At 48.9% G+C, this 22058-nt stretch carries 24 protein-coding genes; 6 read left to right on the plus strand and 18 right to left on the minus strand.

Going from position 1 to position 22058, the window contains the following annotated elements:
* Positions 1-5 precede the first annotated feature (5 nt).
* The 10 genes from H7A02_07010 to arsS form a co-directional block, all read right to left on the minus strand.
* On the minus strand, positions 6-551 hold the full coding sequence (locus H7A02_07010) for a DsbE family thiol:disulfide interchange protein (GenBank protein ID MCP5171993.1): 546 nt from the start codon (positions 549-551) through the stop codon (positions 6-8).
* A 117-nt stretch (positions 552-668) separates the two neighbouring features.
* Positions 669-2651 (minus strand): heme lyase CcmF/NrfE family subunit, encoded by a 1983-nt coding sequence (locus H7A02_07015; GenBank protein ID MCP5171994.1) that lies wholly within the window; start codon positions 2649-2651, stop codon positions 669-671.
* Positions 2648-3094, minus strand: coding sequence for a cytochrome c maturation protein CcmE (gene ccmE / locus H7A02_07020; GenBank protein MCP5171995.1), 447 nt, complete (start codon positions 3092-3094; stop codon positions 2648-2650). The genes H7A02_07015 and ccmE overlap by 4 nt, the downstream gene beginning before the upstream one ends.
* Before the next feature lie 8 nt (positions 3095-3102).
* A complete protein-coding gene (ccmD, locus tag H7A02_07025) occupies positions 3103-3294 on the minus strand; it encodes a heme exporter protein CcmD (GenBank protein ID MCP5171996.1) in 192 nt (63 codons plus the stop codon).
* On the minus strand, positions 3291-4067 hold the full coding sequence (locus H7A02_07030) for a heme ABC transporter permease (GenBank protein ID MCP5171997.1): 777 nt from the start codon (positions 4065-4067) through the stop codon (positions 3291-3293). Before H7A02_07030 ends, ccmD begins: the two co-directional genes overlap by 4 nt.
* Positions 4068-4084: 17 nt before the next feature.
* Complete coding sequence (gene ccmB, locus H7A02_07035) at positions 4085-4753, minus strand: heme exporter protein CcmB (protein MCP5171998.1); 669 nt, start codon at positions 4751-4753, stop codon at positions 4085-4087.
* Positions 4750-5388 (minus strand): cytochrome c biogenesis heme-transporting ATPase CcmA, encoded by a 639-nt coding sequence (gene ccmA / locus H7A02_07040; GenBank protein ID MCP5171999.1) that lies wholly within the window; start codon positions 5386-5388, stop codon positions 4750-4752. Before ccmA ends, ccmB begins: the two co-directional genes overlap by 4 nt.
* A 170-nt stretch (positions 5389-5558) precedes the next feature.
* The gene (locus H7A02_07045; GenBank protein MCP5172000.1) at positions 5559-5762 is read right to left on the minus strand and encodes a hypothetical protein; all 204 of its coding nucleotides are present in this window, start codon (positions 5760-5762) and stop codon (positions 5559-5561) included.
* A 129-nt stretch (positions 5763-5891) separates the two neighbouring features.
* On the minus strand, positions 5892-7319 hold the full coding sequence (locus H7A02_07050; protein ID MCP5172001.1) for a TIGR04283 family arsenosugar biosynthesis glycosyltransferase: 1428 nt from the start codon (positions 7317-7319) through the stop codon (positions 5892-5894).
* Between the two features lie 44 nt (positions 7320-7363).
* A complete protein-coding gene (gene arsS / locus H7A02_07055; protein MCP5172002.1) occupies positions 7364-8359 on the minus strand; it encodes an arsenosugar biosynthesis radical SAM protein ArsS in 996 nt (331 codons plus the stop codon).
* A gap of 185 nt (positions 8360-8544) precedes the next feature.
* Between arsS and cobB the strand changes: the two genes are divergently transcribed.
* Positions 8545-9258, plus strand: a complete 714-nt coding sequence (cobB, locus tag H7A02_07060; GenBank protein ID MCP5172003.1) for an NAD-dependent protein deacylase — start codon at positions 8545-8547, stop codon at positions 9256-9258.
* 85 nt (positions 9259-9343) lie between these two features.
* Positions 9344-9940 (plus strand): peptide-methionine (S)-S-oxide reductase MsrA, encoded by a 597-nt coding sequence (gene msrA / locus H7A02_07065; GenBank protein ID MCP5172004.1) that lies wholly within the window; start codon positions 9344-9346, stop codon positions 9938-9940.
* A gap of 69 nt (positions 9941-10009) precedes the next feature.
* Here msrA and H7A02_07070 read toward each other — a convergent pair whose 3' ends face one another.
* The 3 genes from H7A02_07070 to H7A02_07080 all read right to left on the minus strand — a co-directional run bounded on the left by H7A02_07070 (position 10010) and on the right by H7A02_07080 (position 12653).
* The gene (locus H7A02_07070; protein MCP5172005.1) at positions 10010-10705 is read right to left on the minus strand and encodes an outer membrane beta-barrel protein; all 696 of its coding nucleotides are present in this window, start codon (positions 10703-10705) and stop codon (positions 10010-10012) included.
* A gap of 97 nt (positions 10706-10802) precedes the next feature.
* Positions 10803-12080 (minus strand): hypothetical protein, encoded by a 1278-nt coding sequence (locus tag H7A02_07075; GenBank protein ID MCP5172006.1) that lies wholly within the window; start codon positions 12078-12080, stop codon positions 10803-10805.
* Positions 12081-12338: 258 nt separating this feature from the next.
* Positions 12339-12653, minus strand: a complete 315-nt coding sequence (locus H7A02_07080; GenBank protein ID MCP5172007.1) for a BolA/IbaG family iron-sulfur metabolism protein — start codon at positions 12651-12653, stop codon at positions 12339-12341.
* A 205-nt stretch (positions 12654-12858) separates the two neighbouring features.
* Here H7A02_07080 and argS point away from each other — a divergent pair, with 205 nt between their 5' ends.
* Complete coding sequence (argS, locus tag H7A02_07085) at positions 12859-14598, plus strand: arginine--tRNA ligase (GenBank protein ID MCP5172008.1); 1740 nt, start codon at positions 12859-12861, stop codon at positions 14596-14598.
* A 132-nt stretch (positions 14599-14730) separates the two neighbouring features.
* On the plus strand, positions 14731-15078 hold the full coding sequence (locus tag H7A02_07090) for a DUF1232 domain-containing protein (protein MCP5172009.1): 348 nt from the start codon (positions 14731-14733) through the stop codon (positions 15076-15078).
* Positions 15079-15097: 19 nt separating this feature from the next.
* Here H7A02_07090 and H7A02_07095 read toward each other — a convergent pair whose 3' ends face one another.
* Positions 15098-15388, minus strand: a complete 291-nt coding sequence (locus tag H7A02_07095; GenBank protein MCP5172010.1) for a DUF4124 domain-containing protein — start codon at positions 15386-15388, stop codon at positions 15098-15100.
* A 296-nt stretch (positions 15389-15684) separates the two neighbouring features.
* Here H7A02_07095 and H7A02_07100 point away from each other — a divergent pair, with 296 nt between their 5' ends.
* Complete coding sequence (locus H7A02_07100) at positions 15685-16173, plus strand: hypothetical protein (protein ID MCP5172011.1); 489 nt, start codon at positions 15685-15687, stop codon at positions 16171-16173.
* A 26-nt stretch (positions 16174-16199) separates the two neighbouring features.
* Here H7A02_07100 and ttcA read toward each other — a convergent pair whose 3' ends face one another.
* The 3 genes from ttcA to H7A02_07115 all read right to left on the minus strand — a co-directional run bounded on the left by ttcA (position 16200) and on the right by H7A02_07115 (position 20480).
* A complete protein-coding gene (gene ttcA / locus H7A02_07105; GenBank protein MCP5172012.1) occupies positions 16200-17072 on the minus strand; it encodes a tRNA 2-thiocytidine(32) synthetase TtcA in 873 nt (290 codons plus the stop codon).
* 110 nt (positions 17073-17182) lie between these two features.
* Positions 17183-18187: an LLM class flavin-dependent oxidoreductase gene (locus H7A02_07110; GenBank protein ID MCP5172013.1), complete on the minus strand. Its 1005-nt coding sequence runs from the start codon at positions 18185-18187 to the stop codon at positions 17183-17185.
* A gap of 247 nt (positions 18188-18434) precedes the next feature.
* Complete coding sequence (locus H7A02_07115; protein ID MCP5172014.1) at positions 18435-20480, minus strand: TonB-dependent receptor; 2046 nt, start codon at positions 20478-20480, stop codon at positions 18435-18437.
* Positions 20481-20793: 313 nt separating this feature from the next.
* Between H7A02_07115 and H7A02_07120 the strand changes: the two genes are divergently transcribed.
* The gene (locus H7A02_07120) at positions 20794-21012 is read left to right on the plus strand and encodes a hypothetical protein (protein ID MCP5172015.1); all 219 of its coding nucleotides are present in this window, start codon (positions 20794-20796) and stop codon (positions 21010-21012) included.
* Positions 21013-21188: 176 nt separating this feature from the next.
* Here H7A02_07120 and H7A02_07125 read toward each other — a convergent pair whose 3' ends face one another.
* Entirely contained in the window at positions 21189-21998 is an 810-nt protein-coding gene (locus H7A02_07125) for a DUF547 domain-containing protein (protein MCP5172016.1), read from the minus strand.
* Between the last annotated feature and the right edge of the window lie 60 nt (positions 21999-22058).

The raw sequence follows: 22058 nt of genomic DNA on the forward strand, positions 1-22058 counted from the left end.
TCAGTTTACTTCATGTTCGAATCAGTATTTTCAGCCAGCTGCTTCCACAATGGGCCTATTTTTGTTTGCCAGACTGCGTCGTTGAGGACACCCACATGTTTGGCTCTGATCACACCACTGCCATCAACCAGATAGGTTTCCGGAGCGCCAAATACACCGAGATCCACTCCCAGGGTCCCATCCAGATCCATCACGCTCAGGGTATAGGGGTCACCCATTCCCGAGAGCCAGCGCAGAGCTGCAGAAGGATCATCTTTATAGTTAACACCCACAATTCTGACGCCCTGAGCTGCCAGCTGATTCAGATAAGGATGCTCAATCCGGCAGGCGCCACACCAGGTTGCCCAGATATTGATCAATGACGGTTGCCCGGTAAAAATCGTCTGATCAACTGTTGAATTTCCACCCAGAACCGCCAGCTCAAAAACTGGCACCGGCTGATTCAATAATGCTGACGGCATGGCATTGGGGTCTTTTTCGAGCCCCTGCAGAAGAAATATACCCAGACCGATGAATACAGCCAATGGCAGAAAAAGTTTTAATCGTTTCATGTACCAGCCTTTCTCTCTGCAAATTTTTCTTTATACCTTACGCCTGTCTTGCTTAGAAAACCGTTGTATTCACTACTGTTGCCATTTCAATCCATGATTCCACTTTGGCTCCCACTCTCATGCCTCGCCAGGCATTGTCGCGCTGATTGAAGTTTGAACCACTCTGACTCTGCGATAGCGTCGGTCGAGCACAGCAATAAACCCGCCGCCACAGATCATCAGCCCTCCAAGCCATATCCAGCGGACCAGTGGTTTTACATACACCCTGACAGCCCACGCTTCTCCTGCCAGCGGCTCTCCCAAAGCAACATAGATATCACGCCAGAAACCGGCATCAATATCCGCCTCTGTCATGGTCTGGCCACTGACAAGATAGCGGCGTTTTTCCGGCTTCAATATATCGGATACAGCCCCGTTCTCTATCACCTGTATTAAGCCCTGATCGGCCACATAATTCGCACCTTTGATGCGCTGAACACCGTCAAATACAAAATCGTAACCGGCTACGGTGAGGCTTTGACCCGGCTCCAGCCGGAGATCTTTCTGCACACTGTAGTTGCTGGTAATGGCAACACCGGTGATGCAAACCGCAACCCCGACGTGAGCCATCACCATACCGTAATAAGCGGGTTTCAAACGGGCTAATCCAGCCAGCCGTGAACTGGCATGACTGGTTTTTTGCCAGATGTCTTTTAGCGTAACCAGCACGACCCAGACCGACACCACCAAAGCCATAGCCGCCGCCAGAGAGTATCCCTCAGGCGACTGAAATATCAGTGGCAATAACAAACCTGCCGCAACCGCTGCCAGCGCTGGTGACAACAACCACCATTTCAGGTTTGTCAGATCAGTGCGTTTCCATCGCAACACCTGCCCTACACCCAGCGCAATCGCCAGTATCAGCATCAGGGGAACAAAGAAAAAGTTGAAGTACGGCGGGCCTACCGATATTTTCCCCCAATCCAGCACATCAGCAATAAGCGGATAGAGGGTACCCAGCAGAATAATAGCCGTGGCTGCTATCAGAATCACGTTATTCACCAGCAGGAACATCTCCCGGGAAAACCCCGTAAAACTGGCAACTCCCTTCACTGTTGGCCCGCGCAGAGCATAGAGCAGCAGTGAACCACCCACAACAATGGCAAGAAATGCGAGAATGAACACTCCGCGTTCGGGATCGGCTGCAAAGGCATGCACTGAGGTCAACACGCCGGAGCGTACCAGGAACGTTCCGAGAAGACTCAGAGAAAATGCAAAAATTGCCAGCAGCAACGTCCAGCTGCGAAATACGCCGCGCTTTTCTGTCACCGCCAGCGAATGGACCAGGGCCGTACCGACCAGCCAAGGCATAAAAGATGCGTTTTCCACGGGATCCCAGAACCACCATCCGCCCCAGCCCAGCTCGTAATAGGCCCACCAGCTTCCCAACGCAATGCCTAGCGTCAGAAACACCCAGGCAATATTCGTCCATGGCCGGGTCCAACGAGCCCAGGCTGTATCCATACGCCCGCCAATCAAAGCCGCAATGGCAAAGGCAAAGGCAACCGAGAAACCGACATACCCCATGTACAGCATAGGGGGATGCAAAATCAGACCGATATCCTGTAACAATGGGTTCAGGTCTGCTCCTTCGGGAGGAAAAAATGGCAAGCTGCGCTCAAAAGGGTTGGACGTAAACAGCACAAAAAGATAAAAACCAACACTGACCAACCCCATGACAGCCAGAACCCTGGACACCAGGCGAATTGGCAGCGACTGGCTGAATACGGCTACAGCAGATGTCCACAACGACAGAATCAGCACCCACAGTAACAGCGAGCCTTCATGGGCACCCCAGACTGCACTGACCTTGTAATGATCCGGCAACAATCGGTTGGAGTTGGCTGCCACATAGTTAACGGAAAAATCGTCGTTCAAAAACAAGGATACCAGGCAACCAAAGCTGACTGCCGTTAACAGGGTTTGTCCCAGAGCCAAAGGCCGGGCCGACGCCATCCACAGACGGTTATTCAGCGCCGCTCCAAGTTGTGGCAGAACAGCCAGCAGCAGAGAAAGGCAAAAAGCCAGTATTAATGCAAAGTGCCCATATTCAGCTGTCATTGCTTACTATGCGCCTCTTCCATAGCCTCATTCATGGCATCAGCCACTTCAGGCGGCGTATAGTTTTCATCGTGCTTGGCCAACACTTCTCCGGCCTGAAACACACCATCCTGATTCAGTTCTCCGGTCACAACAGCGGCTTCACCTTCGGCAAACAGGTCCGGCAATATACCCGTGTAATGCACAGTAACAGTGGCAGGACCATCGGTGATCTGAAAACTGACAAACAAGGAATCAGCCGCCCGTTCCACACTGTCCTTAACTACCATCCCGCCAGCACGAATACGAACACCTGTCGGCGCCTCACCAGCCAGAATTTTTGAGGGTGGGTAAAACAAGTTAATGTTTTCGCGCAGTGCATAGCTTAACAGGCCTACCGCAACTGACGCGGCTATCACCAAAAACAATACAGTAACCAGTCGCTGCCGACGTAATGGATGCATTCTGAAATCTACTCCTCTGGAGACAATTGCTGACGTTTATAATCACGGGCGATGTTCCGCAGCACTTCTCGCCGCCTGACAACCGGCCGAACAATCAGCCAGATCATCACTGCGGCCCCAACGCCATACGCCATCCAGACATAAGGCCCATGGCCGGACATCTGCAAAAAATCGGACAGCGATTCAAACTGAAATTTCATGATTCACGCCCCCTGACCACTCTTTTCTCGGACGCAAGGTTCCCCTGCACGAGTTCCGCGACCCAACGGGTGCGGCGCTCACGCCGCAATATTTCAACTCGGGTATGGAGAATTAACGCCAGTGCATAGAAACAATAGAAGCCGACAATCATCAATAATAACGGTTTAAACATTTCCGGGTGCATCGAGGGTGCCGACGTGAGTTTAATAGTTGCAGGCTGGTGCAAGGTGTACCACCAATCAACCGACTTATAGATGATAGGGATATTAACAGTCCCAACTAAGGCCAGAATAGCACTGGCCTTATTGGCCGCTTCCTGATTGCTGTAGGAGTATTGTAACGCCACCACTCCGAGATACAGAAACAACAGAATCAGCATTGAGGTAACCCGCGCATCCCACACCCAGTAGGTACCCCAGGTTGGTTTCCCCCATATAGCGCCAGTAAACAGCGCGATAAAGGTGAGTGCAGCACCAATGGGGGCCGCAGACTTCATCACCATATCGGCCAGCTTCATTTTCCAGATCAAACCAACCGCACCAGCACCTGCCATAATGTAATAACCCGCCAGAGCCAAAAACGAGGCAGGTACATGCAGGTAGATAATGCGGAAACTATTGCCCTGTTTGGCATCCTGAGGCGCAAATCCCAGCCCCCAGGCAAAACCGGTGACTATCAGACAAAAAGCGGCCAGAGCCAGCCACGGTATCCAGCGTTCGGTTTTTTGATAAAACCAGCGGGGAGAACCCAGTTTATGAAACCATTGCCACATATTTTTTCCCAATTCAATTAGCCGTGCATACTGACACGCAATGCCCCGGCTGCTGCAAACGGCGCAACCATCAGGGAAAACGCCAGTAACGCGCCCAATAAAGCCAAAGAGCCGCCAACTGGAAAACCGTCAACAGCCCGTTGCACCGTGCCGGCTCCAAAAATCAGCACCGGCATATACAGCGGCATTACAATCAGCGAAAGTAATAACCCGCCTTTCCGAAGTGCAACGGTCAATCCCGCACCGATAGCCCCAATCAGACTTAATGTTGCTGTACCGAGCAACAGGCTCAGTATCAACGGCATAAACCCCGCTTCCGGCAATGACAGCATCAAACCCAGTAGTGGCGCCAATAATGTCAATGGCAATCCGGTAACCAGCCAATGCGCAAACACTTTGGCCAAAACCATTAAATAAAGCGGTTGAGGTGTAATAACCAATTGTTCCAGTGAGCCATCACGAAAATCGCCAAGAAACAGGCCATCCAGAGATAACAGCGTCGCCAGTAACGCCATGACCCAAAGAATTCCCGGTGCCAGTTCCGCAAGACGACTGGATTCCGGAGAAACCGCTAATGGAATCAAAGTAACCACAATCAAAAAAAACACGAGCGGATTGGCCATCTCGCCACGGTGACGGTACGCCAGCAATAAATCCCGTCGCAGAACAGCAACAAAGCTACTCATGCAACCACCCTGGCAAGGCTCAGGCGGCGAACATCGGGGAGATCAAGATCCTGATGCGTCGACAGTATAACAATACCACCCCGACCAGTGTGATCCGTCAGTAACGTCAGAAGGTCCGCCACACCCTGCCGGTCAATAGCCGTAAACGGCTCATCAAGCAACCAGATTGTCGCCTGACTGGTTAATAGCCTCGCCAGGGCCACTCGCCTCAACTGACCGGCAGACAGGCTGTAGCAGGGAACATCCTCATAACCAGCCAGACCTATTCGGTTCAGCGCTGCTTCATCCGACAGGCGGTTTTCGCACGCAGCCACTCTACCCCAGTAATGTAAATTTTCCAGGGGAGTGAGCTCCTGTTTGACACCTGGTTGATGCCCAATGAATAACATATCAGCCAAGTAGGACTGCCGTACAAAGGACAACGATTGTTGCCGCCAGTAAATATCACCCTGAGAGGCCTTCAGGGAAGTTGCCAACATTCGAAGCAAGGTGGTTTTCCCACAACCATTCGGGCCTTCAATCTGCATGATCTCACCAGCCCTTAACTCCCCGCTAACAGGCTGAAACAAAGGGGTATCGTCCCGCTCATACGACAGCGAGGTAAACGCAAGACAGGGAGAAGGTGAATCAGACAAACAACGTTACCAACTATAAATTTGGACGTTATTATGCCAAAAACGATTATTAAAGGGGGAATTTTGAACGATTCAGATAGATGGATCAGCCACGCTGAGAGATTATCCCAAATACTGACCCGGTTCGGCCACAGACCAGATTTCGATTAGCACAGGCAGCCATACCTGACCTAATCGAAATCAAAGTCATAATCCTGTATCTGTTTTCGCAAACGGCGCTCTTCAAGAGCATCTTCCAGCTTGCGGCGCGCCTCTGAATCAAGGCTGGGTGTAGCTCGCACGATCACATGCTCAGAGTCATCCCCATCAGAATCATCATCAAGGGCGTCATCAATATCATCGATGTCATCGTCATCCTGTTTCCTGTCGCTCATACCGAAACCTCGCTCAACCCCGATATCACACTTGGCGACGCAGCCGACAGAGCTGCATTTTCGTGAAAAATATGCCGAAATCGTCAAGTGGTCAAGAAAAAATTGAATAATTTTTGATACAGGTGGCAACTACGAAACAGCAACCTTAGAGTGAAGTAAGTCCTGCAGATTAAAATATGGCTCGAGTTCGAATAAATCTTCTTTTCTATCAATATCTTGCAGAGTTTTTAGCTCATGCCAGCGCAAACCTGCATCGCGCAAATTCTGACGCGTTTTCTCCATCACGCTGTCTGTACCCCAATCTACCTCTGCGAAAACAGAGGCGATTTGCTCTGCTGATAGCTTCCCAAGACCTATCAGTACATAGCCACCATCCAACGCTGGACCAAGTACTGCGTCGGAACCCGCATCCAGGGCATCAATCGCCTGAGCAATATATTCACCATTTATTGCCGGGCAATCACTGCCAATCAGAATCACGTTCTTGCAGACTGCAAGTCGGTTAAAAAAGCAATTCCGCATACGATCACCCAGCGAATCGCCCTTTTGCAATCCCAGTCTGGTTTCTGAGCCCAATACCAGTTTGTGGAAATACATATCAGACCGATTTTCAACAGACGGCTTCCTAGAACACGCACCTTGTCCATCCCTATCCGGCTCAAATTCGTTGAACCAAAGCTCAAGAGGAGCAATCCGTGCAGACTGCTGTTGCCTGAGCTGGTGCTCCAGCAAGGCTTGATGCAATGCAAGGCTACCCCGCTCACCAAGCACCGGCTGCAGTCGTGTTTTAACCTTACCGACGACCGGTGCTTTGGCAAACTGGATAATACAACTGTCCGGGTATCGGTACACAGTCTGTCCGCTGCTGGCAATATTGCTACCCGGATAATAGATATCGGCAAGCCTGTTGGCCGATACACCCAGAAAATAGGCGAACCGCAAGGCCCACATTTGCAAAACTGTTCTGGTAATACCGTTTTCCTCCCAGCGTCGGCTCGATGTTGTAACCGGATTTTTCAAAAAGGTGTAACGGCCTGTTTTTTTAAGCCGCTTGCACAACTCTACATCCTCCATTAGTTGCTGAGATGGAAAACCACCGACGCTATAGAACAAACCTTGCTTAACAAACAGGCACTGGTCTCCTGTACCAATTCTTCTCAGTCGGGATCTCAAGTTCATAGCGCGCTCAATACAACGCAACAGCCAGTGCCGACCACTCAACTGCACGGCGCAAAATCCCCAGCCCCACGACTGAGAGTCCAATTGGCTGAGCTGCTGAAAAAAGCCCTCCGGCAGCAATGTATCAGCGTGAAGAAATAACAGCACGTCACCTGAAGCAACTTTGGCCCCGGCATTCATCTGACTGGCCCGTCCTCTTGGCGCAGTGATTAACATATCGGCCAATGATTCTGCAATGCTGACGGTTTCATCGCTACTGCCGCCGTCAACCACTATCAATTCAGTATTACCGGGGCATACCCGTTTAATTCTTTGCAGGCAGAACGCAATTTGGTCACCCTCGTTTAACACGGGAATAATCACACTAAAAGCGATCACTTCAGTCAACCCCGGACATTTACAGCAACGCTTGTCGGAAGCATTCAACTCTTGTCAAGAGCGCCACCACAGCTACTGCCCTGACCCGCTGTGCAACCGTAACAATGATCGCCCACAGTAATTGACTGACCACAGAAATCCGTATCAAGTAAATCCCGTAATTGGGGGCGGCTATCACTGGCAATCAGCGACGTAGACCTGGAAAGAACTGGCGCAAGCATCGGCAATGCAAGCATCTGATTAAAATCACAATCATAGAGATTCCCCTGCCAGTCAACACTCACTGTTGAGAGGCACATTAATGTATGGAGATTGTCCGTCGAATAGTTGGACTTTAATAAATCGAGGTAGTTTGAATACTCACCTTTTGCCAGAAGCACTGCACCAAAGCGACTGATAGGCATATTGGTGATGGTATACAAGTCATTAAACACAATGCCGAAATCCTCACCGAGGCGCTGTTTATACTCCTGCTCTAGCGTATCCTGCGGCGGCGGTAGAAAAGCCCCGTTGGGGTTATAAACCAGATTCAATGGCAGTTCAGAATTGACGCCGTAACCCGCTAGATTGAGTTTTTTCAATGCAGTGATACTGCTTTCAAATACGCCTTTCCCCCTCTGCTGGGATACGTTTTGTTCTGAATAACAAGGTAATGATGCAACAACCTGCACCTGATTAGCCGCTAAAAATCCGATCATGTCTTCGTAACCCGGCTCAAGCAGAATGGTGAGATTGCAGCGATCAATCACATCAACACCCAATATACGTGCCTGTTCCACCAAGTATTTGAAATCGGGGTTCATCTCCGGCGCACCGCCAGTCAGGTCAAGCGTTTTAATTGAGCTCCGCTGCAGCACGTCAATAACAACATCGATATTTTCCCTACTCATCAGCTCAGTGCGGTGGGGGCCGGCATTAACATGGCAATGGGTGCAGCTGAGATTGCAGAGGTAACCGAGATTAACCTGCAACACGTCGAACTGCTTTCTTCGCAGGCCGGGAAAATCGGTATTCATTAACAGCGGGCGAGTATCTTGCATGAGCTCCAGGCAGTATGACTGCAAACGGGTGGGTTAAGTTGAAAGTCATTCTACCGCTGAACGTGTAAAAATAAACATCAGCTCACCGCAGACAAGGATAAGACCACTTTTTTTGATAAAGTTTTACTGCCGCCTGAAAACAGGCTTTCCCGCTGTCATGCCCGACATATTACAGAGAGACATACATGGCCAAACCAACCTACCAGTCCATTGTTATCCTAGCAGGCGCAGGTGTATCAGCAGAATCCGGAATTCGAACCTTCAGAGCGGCTGACGGCCTTTGGGAAGAGCACCGCATAGAAGACGTTGCCTCACCAGCAGGTTTCCACCGCAACCCCGAGCGAGTTCATCAATTTTATAACGAGCGGCGCCACCAGCTGTTGCATGAGGGAATAGAGCCTAATGCTGCTCATCAGGCACTGGCCGAATTTGAACAGCGTTTTAAAGGAAATTTTGTACTGATCACCCAGAATATAGATAACCTGCATGAAAGGGCAGGCAGCCAGCGCCTGCTGCATATGCACGGCGAGTTACTGAAAATGCGCTGCACCCAGTCCGGTATCAGCTATCCCTGGAATACAAATTCCACATCTCAAAGTATTTGTCCGTGCTGTCAATCCCCGGGGCTGTTGAGGCCGGATGTTGTCTGGTTTGGTGAAATACCTTTTTTTATGGACGAGATTTACAAAGCGCTTGATAACTGTGACTTGTTCGTCGCCATCGGTACCTCCGGGAATGTTTACCCAGCAGCCGGTTTTTTTGAAGTTGCCCGCTCGGCAGGCGCAAAAACCGTCGAACTCAACCTTGAACCTTCTGTTTTCGGCTCTCGTTTCTGCGAGCAGATTTACGGTCCGGCAACAGAGATTGTGCCACGCTTTCTGAACAATATTCCCTCGTGATAACTTTTCTTACGATTTTTCAGAGTCACCGATGAACCTGCCGCTGACAAACCTGTCAAACAGCGGCGACTTGGGAGTTTTGTTGATGATTCGTTTTATTCTATTACTTGCGACTGTACTAACAACTCCGGTTACGGCAATTGCCGAACCGGCTACCGCCATTTTTGCGGGAGGCTGCTTCTGGTGTATGGAAAAACCTTTTGATCAGCTCGAAGGGGTTATAGCAACCACTTCAGGCTATACAGGAGGAGAACAAAAAAATCCGACTTACAAAGCCGTATCATCTGGTAAGACCAGGCATATTGAATCCATACAAATAACCTACAACCCTGAAAAAATCAGTTACCTTCAGCTGCTGCGAACCTTCTGGGTTAATATAGATCCTCTGGATGGCGGTGGGCAGTTTTGCGATCGCGGCCCACATTATCGCGCGGGCATTTTTGTGAGCTCTGAAGAAGAGCGGGAACTGGCCGAACAAACCATAAAACAACTGGAAGCCTCTTTATTTGAAGGCAAAAAAATCGCAACTTTCCTGACAAATGCCAATGAGTTTTACCCTGCCGAAAACTATCATCAGGACTATTATCAAAAGAATCCATTGCGGTATCGATATTATCGCTATGGCTGTGGTCGCGATGCACGCCTGGACTCATTATGGAAAGACAAAGAGCTCCCTTTTTAAAAATTGAGCGTAAAAAAACCGGGTTAAAAGTAACCCGGTTTTTTTATTCTGGTCGACTAATACATCGAATTAGAATTTATAACCAATTGCGATGTTATAAACCCAAGGGTCAATTTCCACATCAGTTTCAATAGTGGCTCCAGTGAAACGAAACTCCGCTTCAGTATCAATATCCAGATACCACACCTGTGCACTGACAACCCATTTTTCATTAATTGAATAATCAAAACCTGCTTCCAGTGCAAGCCCCCAAGAGCTATCCATTGACACGTCACCACTACCGAGAACACCTTCCAGCTCGCTATCAACATCTTCTGAGAAGAAAGCCGTGTAATTCAAGCCTGCACCAACATATGGCTGAAAAGCAGAGCTATTATCAAGAGGGAAATATTGTAACGTCACCGTAGGCGGCAAGTGCTTTAGAGAAGCCGCATCAACGGTTCCCAAACCCAGCGCGCCAGTATCGGCATCAACATCATGTTCAAACGGCGTCGCCGCCAACACGCCAATACCAAGATTGTCTGACAGCATATAAGTCGCTGTAATACCCAACTGAGTATTATTGTTTACCTCAGCTCCAGAGCCAGCAATATCGCCACCGTTCAACGACAACGCATCGCTGTCATCATTGGGTGCAACTGTCGCCGCACCTACTCGCAGAATAAAGGTTCCTTCTTCATGAGCCATCGTGCTTGCGGCACCGAATAACAGGCCAGAAGCCAAAACAGCACTCAGTGCTGCAGAAACCGGTTTTTTATTAAACATTGCTCTCTCCTCATAGATAGTATTTCTAAACTGAGGTTATTAGAGCAAAAAAATTGAAGGCCCCATTTGATCTGAATTAAACAGGCGCATAAAACCATTATTTTTTTAGGGTTATTCTACTCTCGGATTCCAGGCCCACTTCCTCCAGCAAAAATGGGTCATCAAAATGACGTTTACCGATGAAAGCGATGGCCTGGCTCCCGGAGGCTCGCATAGCACCAGCGCTGATAATACCCATTGGCCAGAACAGCCATCGCTCAACTCTTTTTGAGCGTTTAACGATACCCTCTGAATCAAACATTGGCGGTTGCTGGGCAAGCAGTTCACTGTAAGACTTAAGAGGTGCAAACCTGACAGTGCTGGTCGTTTTGATGAATCTATCAACATCCCTGACAGCATCAATATGGTGGGTGCCGGAGGCAAGGTATAACAGCTTGCGAGGACTATTGGGTAACAGAGTTTTCCCCACATACACAGGCTCTGTGAAAAACTTCCCTGAAGGTCGTATCAGCATTCCTTCAGCGGGGTAAATACGGTACCAGCACCCACAACTGTGCACAGTATCCCAGGCCAGTACACCACCATTCGGTAAAAGATGTACACGCCAGACTAAGCTATCCAAATCACCAGACAGTAAGTCCAGCCCCTTTTTCCGTGGGCGCTCAGAAAACCAGACGACGTAATTTAACCGAATTGTTATCTGGTTCTGAAAGCGACCAAAATCGATATAGCTGTAAATGCCAGGCTTCCGGCTATCAAACGTTTCGGCAGATGGCGTACCTGGTGAGTCATAATCTGCAACAATGCCATCCTCTAGCTTTGGTAAAGCAAAAATAGGGGAGTAAGCCCTCAGCAGAGCCATCCGATCCGACTCAGTCAGATATGGAAAAGCCGATATTTTTTCACGTAAAGCAGGAAAAGTAATCGTGAATGCCTCTTCCGCCGGTTGTTCATTAACCTGCAGACTGTAGCTGACTGCACCAAAGTATTGGAAACTGGCATCCGGCAGCTGCGTCAAATAACGCTCTTCCTGCTGCCTAAACCTACTCTGATCTCGCACCACCCCCCACTTGAAAGGAATCACAGCCAAAGGGTACAACCCGACAAAACGCCTCCAGTTTCGATAGTTTGTGGGAATCCGGGTTCGCTTTACCAGTAGCGGACGCCATTTTCTCTTTGATGCCAAATCAGCAACCAGTTTAGAGCCACAATCCAGCAGCCTGCTATGTCTTTGATTTTTCTGATCGAGTCTCCCTTGCAGCAATCCGGCCTGGGCTATCGCATTTTGATTCAGCGCCAGCAACCAGTCCTTGTAAAGTTCATCGCTGGCAGCAGCTTTTTCAGCGAAACTGGCTAAAAAACGTGAGCTTCGCAAAAAAGGTACTCCTTTAACCAGAGGGTTACCTGCGTTGAAAATACCAGCATCCCGCAGCTCGGCATTTATGTCTCCGTAAAACCACAAGCAAGGAGATAACTGATCTAATTCTGAGTTCGATGGCAAATAAATGGGAGCAACGCAACCGGTACTGAGCAGAAAAATCAGCGTACAACCAATCATACTTGTATTTGAATGCCAACTGCTTCTGTTACTTACACTCTTTACTCGCTGCATCCGGGGCGCTTTTCCAGTGAACTAGTCTTGCTTACTACCACCCATGCACTGCGGTGATTGCGGTGCAGACATTGTTTGATTCCATTCAGAAGGTGCGTAGGTATGCAACGCCAATGCATGTACGTCATCAGCCAATTCTTCCGACAACACACCATAAACAAGCTGGTGCCGTTTAACCTGGCGCTGACCGGCAAATGCTTCAGTGACAATAACAACCTTGAAATGACTTTCCGAGCCGGGTGGCACGCTATGCATATAGCTTTCATTGACAACCTCAAGGTGTACCGGACGTAACTGCGTCGTGAGTTTGTCGATAATTTTTTGCTGAGTTTTCATTTTCAATTCAGTATTCGTCTGATGAGTTAAGGCATCATTCTAAGATGTTATTCATCACTTTCACCAGTGACTTTTTCATCATTCACCTGAAGGCAAACATTGCATTCAAAAACAGGGCCATTACAATCGCTTCTCGACCTGCCAACACGACCACTTAGTTTAAAAACCAACCTGACTATTTTGATTAAAGCCCATACGGTACCCCATGAGCATTAAAACCCTGTTAAATGAGAAGTTACTGACAGCAATGGCAGCGGCTGATATCCCTGAAAGCTGTGAGGCACACGTAACCATCAGCACCCGACAGGGCTTCGGAGATTTTCAGGCCAATGGAGCAATGGCTGCCGCAAAGCAGTTGAAAGTCAACCCCAGAGAACTCGCTCAGAAAATTCTCGACAATCTGAATCTGGATGGCATTGCCTCAAAACTGGAAGTTGCCGGTCCCGGATTTATCAACATCCACCTGGCTGACAGCTTTCTGGCACAGCAATTAAATTCAACAGTTGCCAGTAAAGCCTTGGGCGTGACACCTGCCTGCCCCACTCAGACAGTTGTCGTGGACTACTCCGGACCAAACCTGGCAAAAGAAATGCACGTTGGACACCTTCGCAGCACCATTATCGGCGACTCGGTAGTGCGTGTACTGGAAGCACTGGGGCACAAGGTTATTCGTCAAAATCATATGGGTGATTGGGGCACACAGTTCGGTATGCTGATCGCTGAACTGGAAGAGCAAATGAGTGAAGGGGAACAGGTAGCCCTGGCACTTAGCGATCTGGAAAGGTTTTACCAGCAATCCAAAGCACATTTTGATAACGACGAAGACTTCGCCAACAAGGCTCGAAATTACGTCGTAAAACTACAGTCAGGTGATCAGTATTGCCGAAATTTATGGCAACAATTTATCGACATTTCGATCGCTCACAGCGAGGAAATTTACGCCAATCTGAATGTCACATTACGCCACAGTGATATCCGTGCCGAAAGTGCCTACAACCACGAGTTGGCAGACATCGTCAGCTCACTGAAAACCAAAAATCTGGCAGTTGAGGACGAAGGTGCGCAGGTGGTTTTTCTGGAAGAGCTGGCCGACAAGAAGGGACACCCGAGCCCGGTAATCGTGCAAAAATCCGGTGGCGGGTATTTATACGCCACCACAGATTTAGCCGCTTTGCGCTACCGCAGTGCAGAGCTGCATGCCGACCGGGTGCTCTACTTTATCGACGCCCGCCAATCATTGCATATGAAACAGGTGTTTACCTTGGCCCGCAAGGCAAATTTCGTTACAGATAATATCAGCCTTGAGCATCACCCTTTTGGCACCATGATGGGCAAAGATGGCAAACCGTTTAAAACGCGTACCGGCGGCACGGTTAAGCTGGCAGACCTGCTTGACGAAGCCACACAGCGTGCCACCGAACTGGTCCGAAGTAAAAATCCGGACCTCAATGCTGAGGAAATCACAGAAATTGGCAGAAAAGTGGGTATTGGTGCCGTCAAGTACGCCGATTTGAGCAAAACCCGCACCAACGACTACGTATTTGACTGGGATGCCATGCTTAGTTTCGAGGGCAATACCGCGCCCTACCTGCAATATGCATTCAGCCGGGTAACCAGTATTTTCAGGAAAAGTGGAATTGACCCCCGGCAAATCACAACAATAGCAGCCATTACCGAACCGCAGGAAAGGAGTCTGGCAATAACGCTATTACAGTTTCCTGAAATTCTGCACCAGGTTGCTAACGACGCCTACCCTCACGTGCTCTGCCATTACCTTTATGAACTGGCCAGCGCTTACATGAGTTTTTACGAACATTGCCCGATATTAAAAAGCGGCATTAATGAAACCACCCGTGATAGCCGTCTGGCTATCTGCAAACTCACTGCAGATACTATGGAAAAAGGGCTGGAACTGTTGGGCATTGAAGTGATGCCGCGCATGTAATGTCTAATCCCGTATTAGCCAGAACGAGCACAGCCCTCAACCTTTATTACTCTGGATCAAGTTGCCATACATCCCGAAAAACATCACTATACTGTCTAGTGTTTTTACACAACGCTACAGGCATGCATGATGATGAAGCTTTCCCCCTACAACCCAAAACCCTTTTCCCCGAATGCGCTATGGGCCAAGTTATCAAGCGTGGCAACGCGCCTGGGGCATGAAACCGTAGAAAAAATACTCTGGCTCTATTACGCCAGCCAACGCCAGGAGACCCCTAAGTGGGCAAAAACAGTGGTCTTCAGCGCCCTCGCCTACTTCATCCTGCCTACCGATGCTATCCCTGATTTCATTCCTGTCAGCGGCTATGCAGATGACATCGCCGCCATTACCGCCGCCGTGACAACATTAGCCGCCTATATCGATAGCGATGTTAAAAAGAAAACCGAGGAAAAACTGAAACGATGGTTTCGTGAAGCCTGACTTCTATCGGCTTTTCCGCTTATTCTTCTGGGCCCGTATCGCCAGGTGGTAGATTGGAAATATGCCAGACCCCACTTTCATCCTGCCATTGGTATATTTCCTGTTGGTGATATTCCTGCTCAACACTGTTTAGTGGTGGCATTTCCGATAGACGCCTCAAATCTGGCCGACTCTGGCTCTCGTTACCAAAGGGCAACGAAAATGAAAAATCCGGTACCGGTAACTTGCCTGTTCCCAGATAGTACACATAACCGCCCAGACAATAAACAATCGCCAACAGCATAAGCGGCCGCAAAACCATTTTTACCATTCACCACTCCTGAACCCCACGGATCCCCTTTCCATAGCCTATGTCATTACGCTCCAAATAATGTAACCGGCAAGACGCCGAAAGGCAAAGTAACACCGCAAACTGTACAGAAAACATCCAGCCCTGACCAATCGCTATTGCAAGTTAAGTATTTTTGTTAAAGTTTTATTGAATTTATAGTCGTAACCTGTTAAAAAAGAAAAGAATATTAAAAAAGCCGTCACCACAGCATCATACGGGTAAAAAATAACAATAAAGCGCACTTGACCAACAATATTGGAACACAGGAGCCAGACATGCTTTTTACCGCAGACGACCTTCGTCACTGGGCCATTAGAGACACACTGAAATATCTAGATGAATATTCCCCAGCAGCTGAGAACCTGCTGCTGGGAACGGCTGCGCAGGAATCGGGGCTGGGAATCTCGCTACACGAAGGAAAACGCTGGGGTATTTACCACCTCACCGCCACCACACATCGCGCAATTTGGGACAAGTACCTGATTCAGTACCCTGAACTTGCCAGCCGTGTCAGAGGCATTGCCGGGCAACACAGTTTTTTAAAGGATCCACACTCAGAGTTGGTAACCAACCTCAAATACGCTACTGCTATCGCCTGGATGGTATATCGGCGGTGTGAACAGCCGCTGCCTGAAGCAGACGATACAACAGCAATAGCCCGGTACTGGTATCGACACTTTCATCCCAAGCCTATTGGCACCGAAAAGCAGTTCATTCGCAATTACCGGGAATTGGTAGAACCCGAAAAAGCGCTGGTTGCCTGAGTATTCTATCTATCGGTACCTGCCTGCTACTCAACCACTTTATGCTGTGGCACCTGCACCTCATGAAACAGGTTAACCATACCAATGCGCTCGGCAGAGCGTTCTATAGACAGGCTGGAAAAATCAAATAAATCGGTATCGGCTAGCTGTGAGGGTGCCACATTTTTGATTGCCGCAAAAATGGTTTCCAACCGGCCCGGATTCTGCCGCTCCCAGCCCGACAACATTTCTTTCACTACCTGCCTTTGCAGGTTGTCCTGGGAACCGCAAAGATTACAGGGAATCACCGGAAACTGCTTGTGCTGCGCATAATCGGCCAGATCATCTTCTTTGCAATAAGCCAGTGGTCGAATCACCACATTTCGCCGGTCATCACTCAATAATTTGGGCGGCATGGATTTGAGTTTGCCGTTATAAAACATATTCAGAAACAGTGTTTCAATCATATCGTCGCGATGGTGGCCCAGTGCAATCTTGGTTGCGCCAATCTGCTGCGCAAAACCATACAAGGTTCCACGGCGCAACCGCGAACAGAGGCTGCAATAGGTTTTCCCCTCCGGAATAATCTCAGTCACTACGCTATAAGTGTCTTTCTCCAGAATATGAAACGGCACCCCTTCCTGCTCCAGATAACCCGGCAGAATATGTTCAGGAAAGCCTGGCTGCTTCTGATCAAGATTAACGGCCACGATCTGAAACGAAATTGGCGCCGTTTTTTGCAGGTTGCGCAAAATATCGAGCATGCAAAAGGAATCCTTGCCGCCAGACAGACAAATCATCACCTTGTCACCGTCTTCGATCATATTGTAATCAGCAATGGCATTGCCAACGTTACGACGCAGTCGCTTCTGCAGCTTGTTAAATTCCAGTCGTTGCTTTCTGTTATCAAAATCAGTCATGGAGAATCTTCAGGGCGTATGAGCCAACTTTAAAGGCGCAGCATTGTACGGTTTTTAAACAGTGCACCCAAGTGCGTAACGACAAAAAATGTTGATCCGCCCTGTCGCGGTTACAGGTCGCGCCCGATTTCGGCCAGCAATTCAAAGGAACGCAACCGTTCTTTCTGATCATAGACAGAGGCGACTGCCATAATTTCATCCGCACCGGTTTTGTCCACAAAATCGCTTAATTGTGCCCCTACAGTTTCAGGCGTACCCACCATGGAACAGCCCAACATATGATCGAGATGCGCTTCAATCTGAGGTGACAACAACGCATTAATATCCGCTACTGGCGGGGCCAGCAATGATCGCTGATTCGTTAGAATACCAATATAGGCTTGCTGCGTAGAGGTAAACAAATAAGCAGCCCGCTCCTCAGTCTCTGCAACCGTTATGTTGGCTGCAACCATGAGGTATGGTTCTTTGAGCTGTTCAGACGGCTGGAAATTCTCTCGATACAATTTTACCGCAGCCATTAAATCTGCTGGGGCAAAATGTGCTGCAAAAGCATAAGGCAAACCCAACTGAGCTGCTAACCGGGCACCAAACAGACTTGAACCCAGTATCCACAGCGGAACAGGGAGCCCTGCTCCGGGAACCGCCTGCACAGGCTGCCCCGGCTGCGCAGGCTTAAAGTAGGATTGCAACTCAACAACATCCTGAGGGAAAGTATCGGCACTGTTGACGTTGCGCCGCAGCGCCCGCAAGGTAATGCCATCCGTCCCGGGAGCGCGTCCAAGGCCGAGATCAATCCGTCCCGGATAAAGGGATTCCAGCGTACCAAACTGCTCCGCGATCACCAGTGGTGAATGGTTGGGGAGCATCACCCCTCCCGCCCCTACCCGAATACTGCTCGTTCCGCCTGCGATATAACCGATAAAAACCGATGTTGCCGCACTGGCAATGCCCACCATATTATGATGTTCAGCCAACCAAAAACGGTGATATCCGCAAATCTCCGCATGGCGAGCTAATTCGAGAGAGCTTTGTAACGCCTCTGCCGGGGTGAAGCCTCTGCGAACGTACGCTAAATCAAGTATCGACAGAGGTAGGGTGCCGGATTTCATTGCCATAGTGTTGTTTCGGTGCCGTTTGCTAAAAGCAGAGCATAACGGATATCAATTCTGACCAACAGCTCAAAACCTTGAATATACCTGATAAAACCCTGCCCATAACGCAGCGATTGAATCGGGTATGAGATAGGCGAATCTACCCTCTGGGCTTATCACCAAGCACGACTTCTTCAGTATCAACAAAGAAAGAACATAGGCTCAACCCTGACTATCTGGTCCCGGTGCGGCAGGCGCTAACAAGTCACCATCACCATTGATAGGAAATAGCGAAAAAAGCTGTCCTGGGCGCACCGGGGAAATAGCGCTCTCCCGAAAAAGCCGTGTAATCAGCACGATCAGCGTAGCGGCGATCAGTCGCGTTAATCAGTCGCGCACTCAGTTCAACATTTGGAGATAACTGATACTGCCCCCGAAGATTAAGCAGGTCATGACCTGGGTAGCGATGTTTATTTTCAGGGTCGGTGTAATAGGAGCCCACGTGTTGCCACTCTATCTCAAAACTCAGCGCATCGGTCGGGGTCCAGTTCACCGCCATATTGCCAAAGTGATGCGGGGCTGAATCAATATTGTCGCCCTTCTCGATACCTGAATCGGGATCATGGTGATCATAGGTATGCCTGGCCTGGGTAGCCGCCAAACTCACGGTCAGCTGGTCAGAAAAGTCATAAGCCAATGACAATTCCAGCCCAAGATGACGAGAGCGGCCGGAGTCAATCGTGAAAAAATCACTGTTACGATAGATCAGGTTACGCTTCTTCATGGCGTAGGCAACTATTTCGTATTTCAGCCTGCCACTATCAGACTGATAACCCAGTTCAATACTGTTCAATTTTTCGGAGTCAATGTCTGTTAGCTGCTGATCCCGTTGCAAACGATAAAGTTCCACTGCTTGAGGGGCCCGAAAACCGCTTGCCAGAGAAAAGAAAAACCGTTGATTGTCGGAAATCCGGTAGTTCAAGCCCAGTTTGGGGCTGAAATTATTAAATGTATCCTTGCCGTCAGCTGGCCGACTGTACCGGCAACCACCAAAACCGCAGGGGGTGCCATCATCTCGTGTTCGTCCGTCCAGCATGCGGTTATCGTAATCGTATTGCATCCACTCATAGCGAGCCGATAAAGACAGCGATAAATCTTCTGTAAGCTGATAATTCCAGTGAATAAACGGCGCCAGCTGGACCGCTTTAACGGTGTAGTCATAATGATCACCCACCGGAATTGTTGCCTGCAGAAAAGCCGAGCCGCCAGTCGGCTGATCCTGGCTTTGCTTTAGCCAGCCATCGACATACTCGCCGTCAAACCCGATAACAAACCGGCTTTTTTTCGCCGCTATAAAATAGGCCGATTGCCAGCCAACGCTGTGCTGGCCATTTTCTTCGAGTGGCGTGCCCGGCAAAAAGTGCTGCAAGAATGCCATGTCACTATAGCGGACATAGGGTGTCACTACCCAGTGATTACCCGGATCTTCATTTTCGATTCGCGTCCATAATCGCACCGCTTGTGCATCACGGTAAGCCTCGGGGTTAGGGTTGCTCTCGGTCACGGATTTGTCCCGGTAGCTGTTTGCCCCCGTGATATAACCCGCTGTCTCCTGATTGAGGTTGATCACGGTCATGCCTGCCGTGATCCGGTATTCGTCTGTGCGGCCTTGATATTTAAGTGTTAATTTTTGCTGATCTACACTGTAGTCATCACGAAAGCCCTGATCTTCAATACCGGTAAAAAAAACTGCCCATTGTTCATTACCAGCCTGCAATTGTGTGCGGTAATAATCTTCGCTGCTCATCTCTACAGATGCTGAATTGGCAAAAGATCCTGGCTCTGGCGTTATCACGTTCACCACCCCGTGCAAGGCATTGGAACCGTACAACACTTCACTCGGACCGCGTATAACATCAATGCGGTCCGCGACATCAGAGTGCGATTCAAACAACTCATTAACGTTGCAGAACCCGGCCGGGCGCAGCGGGATACCCTCTTCAGCCATCAGAAAACTGCCACAGGCTCCGGCACCCGTCAGCACAGGTGAGCGGATTGCAGGCAAATATTCCTGACCGCTGTTGTGGTGGAGATTAACACCAGGTATCCGTGCCAGGGCTTCCTGTATATGGGTTGCTCCAAGTAATGCTATCTCTTCACTATTGAGGGAGGAATGACTGCCAGTAAAAACTTGCTGATCAATCGGTATACGAAGAGCCGACACCAGAACCTCTTCCACCCCCGAGCCGTTTACCCCCTGCCCGTGTGCAACAGAAACAAAGCACAATACAGCTATTACCTTACGTAAAAATGACAACACATATCCCTCATGATCACTGTTCTGACCTATTAATTAAACGATTCAAACCTGCCAACTGACCGTGGCGGAAACAACTTCAGTACTGCTTGTATGAAATACCTCATACGCCATATCATCAAAACCCTGCGTAATATTTATCAGAATGATTAGCCCAACAGCCAATTTATCGACATCCATGTTCTAAAAACCTCAGGCCTCCTTCCCGCCATCAAGAAAACTTTTCACACAATCCAAATTACTTGAGGCGATAATACGTGAATAGCGCTCATGCTGATACCGCACAGAGCTTGTTGAAAAAATAGCTATTTTCATGAAACGGATCTATACACGTGCAAGCCAGGATATGATGAGCCGGATGGTGGTAACACCGGCGCAAATGGATAGCGCTGTTAAGGCCTATCGGAATTGCGGGATGGTAGCCAAGGTGCTGGCTGAAGTGCATCAGGGACCGGTAATAAAAACAATAATCCGACGGGATGGGCAGGGACTGATGATTGACGCGCTGGCTCCCGCACCGGTACAGAAATAGACCTGATGTATCTAACACTCAGTGTCTAGAAGAAGACAACACCTTGCTTCAAGGTGCTCGGCTGCTCAACGGCAACAACTCCGATCGATAACACAGGTATCAGTAAATTATTAAATCCGGTTTTACAACCGGTTAGGGTTAGACGGGCTAACCCTAACAACAGAAATGCTTGACTGCTAATCGTTTAATGACCAGTCATAGTCATACTTTATCTTGCCATTGAAACCGAGCAAATATAGCGCCAGACGATCATCGGCATAGTGGGCAAACATTTTCATCATGGCCTTTTTATCCTTGGCGAAATCTTTACTGTACCAATTAAAAAGGCTGGAAACTTTCATTTCACCCTTTTTCAGGTGAACGCCTCTAGGGTGATTAATGTATTCCTTGCCAGCACTCTTCAACAGACTGCGTACGTTAGCCCCGCTAAAAGCAACAGGCTGCAGATTGGGACAGCTGACACTGGCGCAATTCAGACCAAAGTGAATCTTGTGATCTTTCCATATGGGTCTCAGAATACGGTGTTCAATATCGTTAAGCGACAATTCCTTCCCTTCAACTTTCACCAGAGTTTTGTCCCAGGGACCGCGGCTCAACAGGCCGCCAATTTCGGTAATACTGTCAATCGGGTAATGTTTAACAACCAGCTGTACCGTTAAGGCATTATAAAGATTCAACCAGTAAGCTTTTTGTTCGCGGCGGTTATATTGACGGGGATCAGTCTTGCTGAGTTTTTTGATATATCGATCAAGTTTTTTACTATCGGCATTGCTCACTTCGCCATAGCGAAAACGATTAATACCCGAAGGGTCGTTCGTTACCAAGTATCGCTTGAGAATATCATTCCAATCAGAGTGATTAATTTGTTTGTGGCTTTGCTCATCACTGTGATCCCAAAAAGCCCAGTACTCAGACTTTGGCGCAGCCTGAATCTGCGCACTGAAAAGCAATATCAACACATACGATAATCCGAATATTTTTTTCACTTTCCGCCCCCTCAGAGCTTTATTGGCACACTCTAACAATAAATTTGTTCGTCAGCCTTC

The sequence above is a fragment of the Pseudomonadales bacterium genome (genome assembly GCA_024234435.1).
In the GTDB taxonomy this organism is placed as follows: Bacteria; Pseudomonadota; Gammaproteobacteria; order Pseudomonadales; family Porticoccaceae; genus JACKOF01.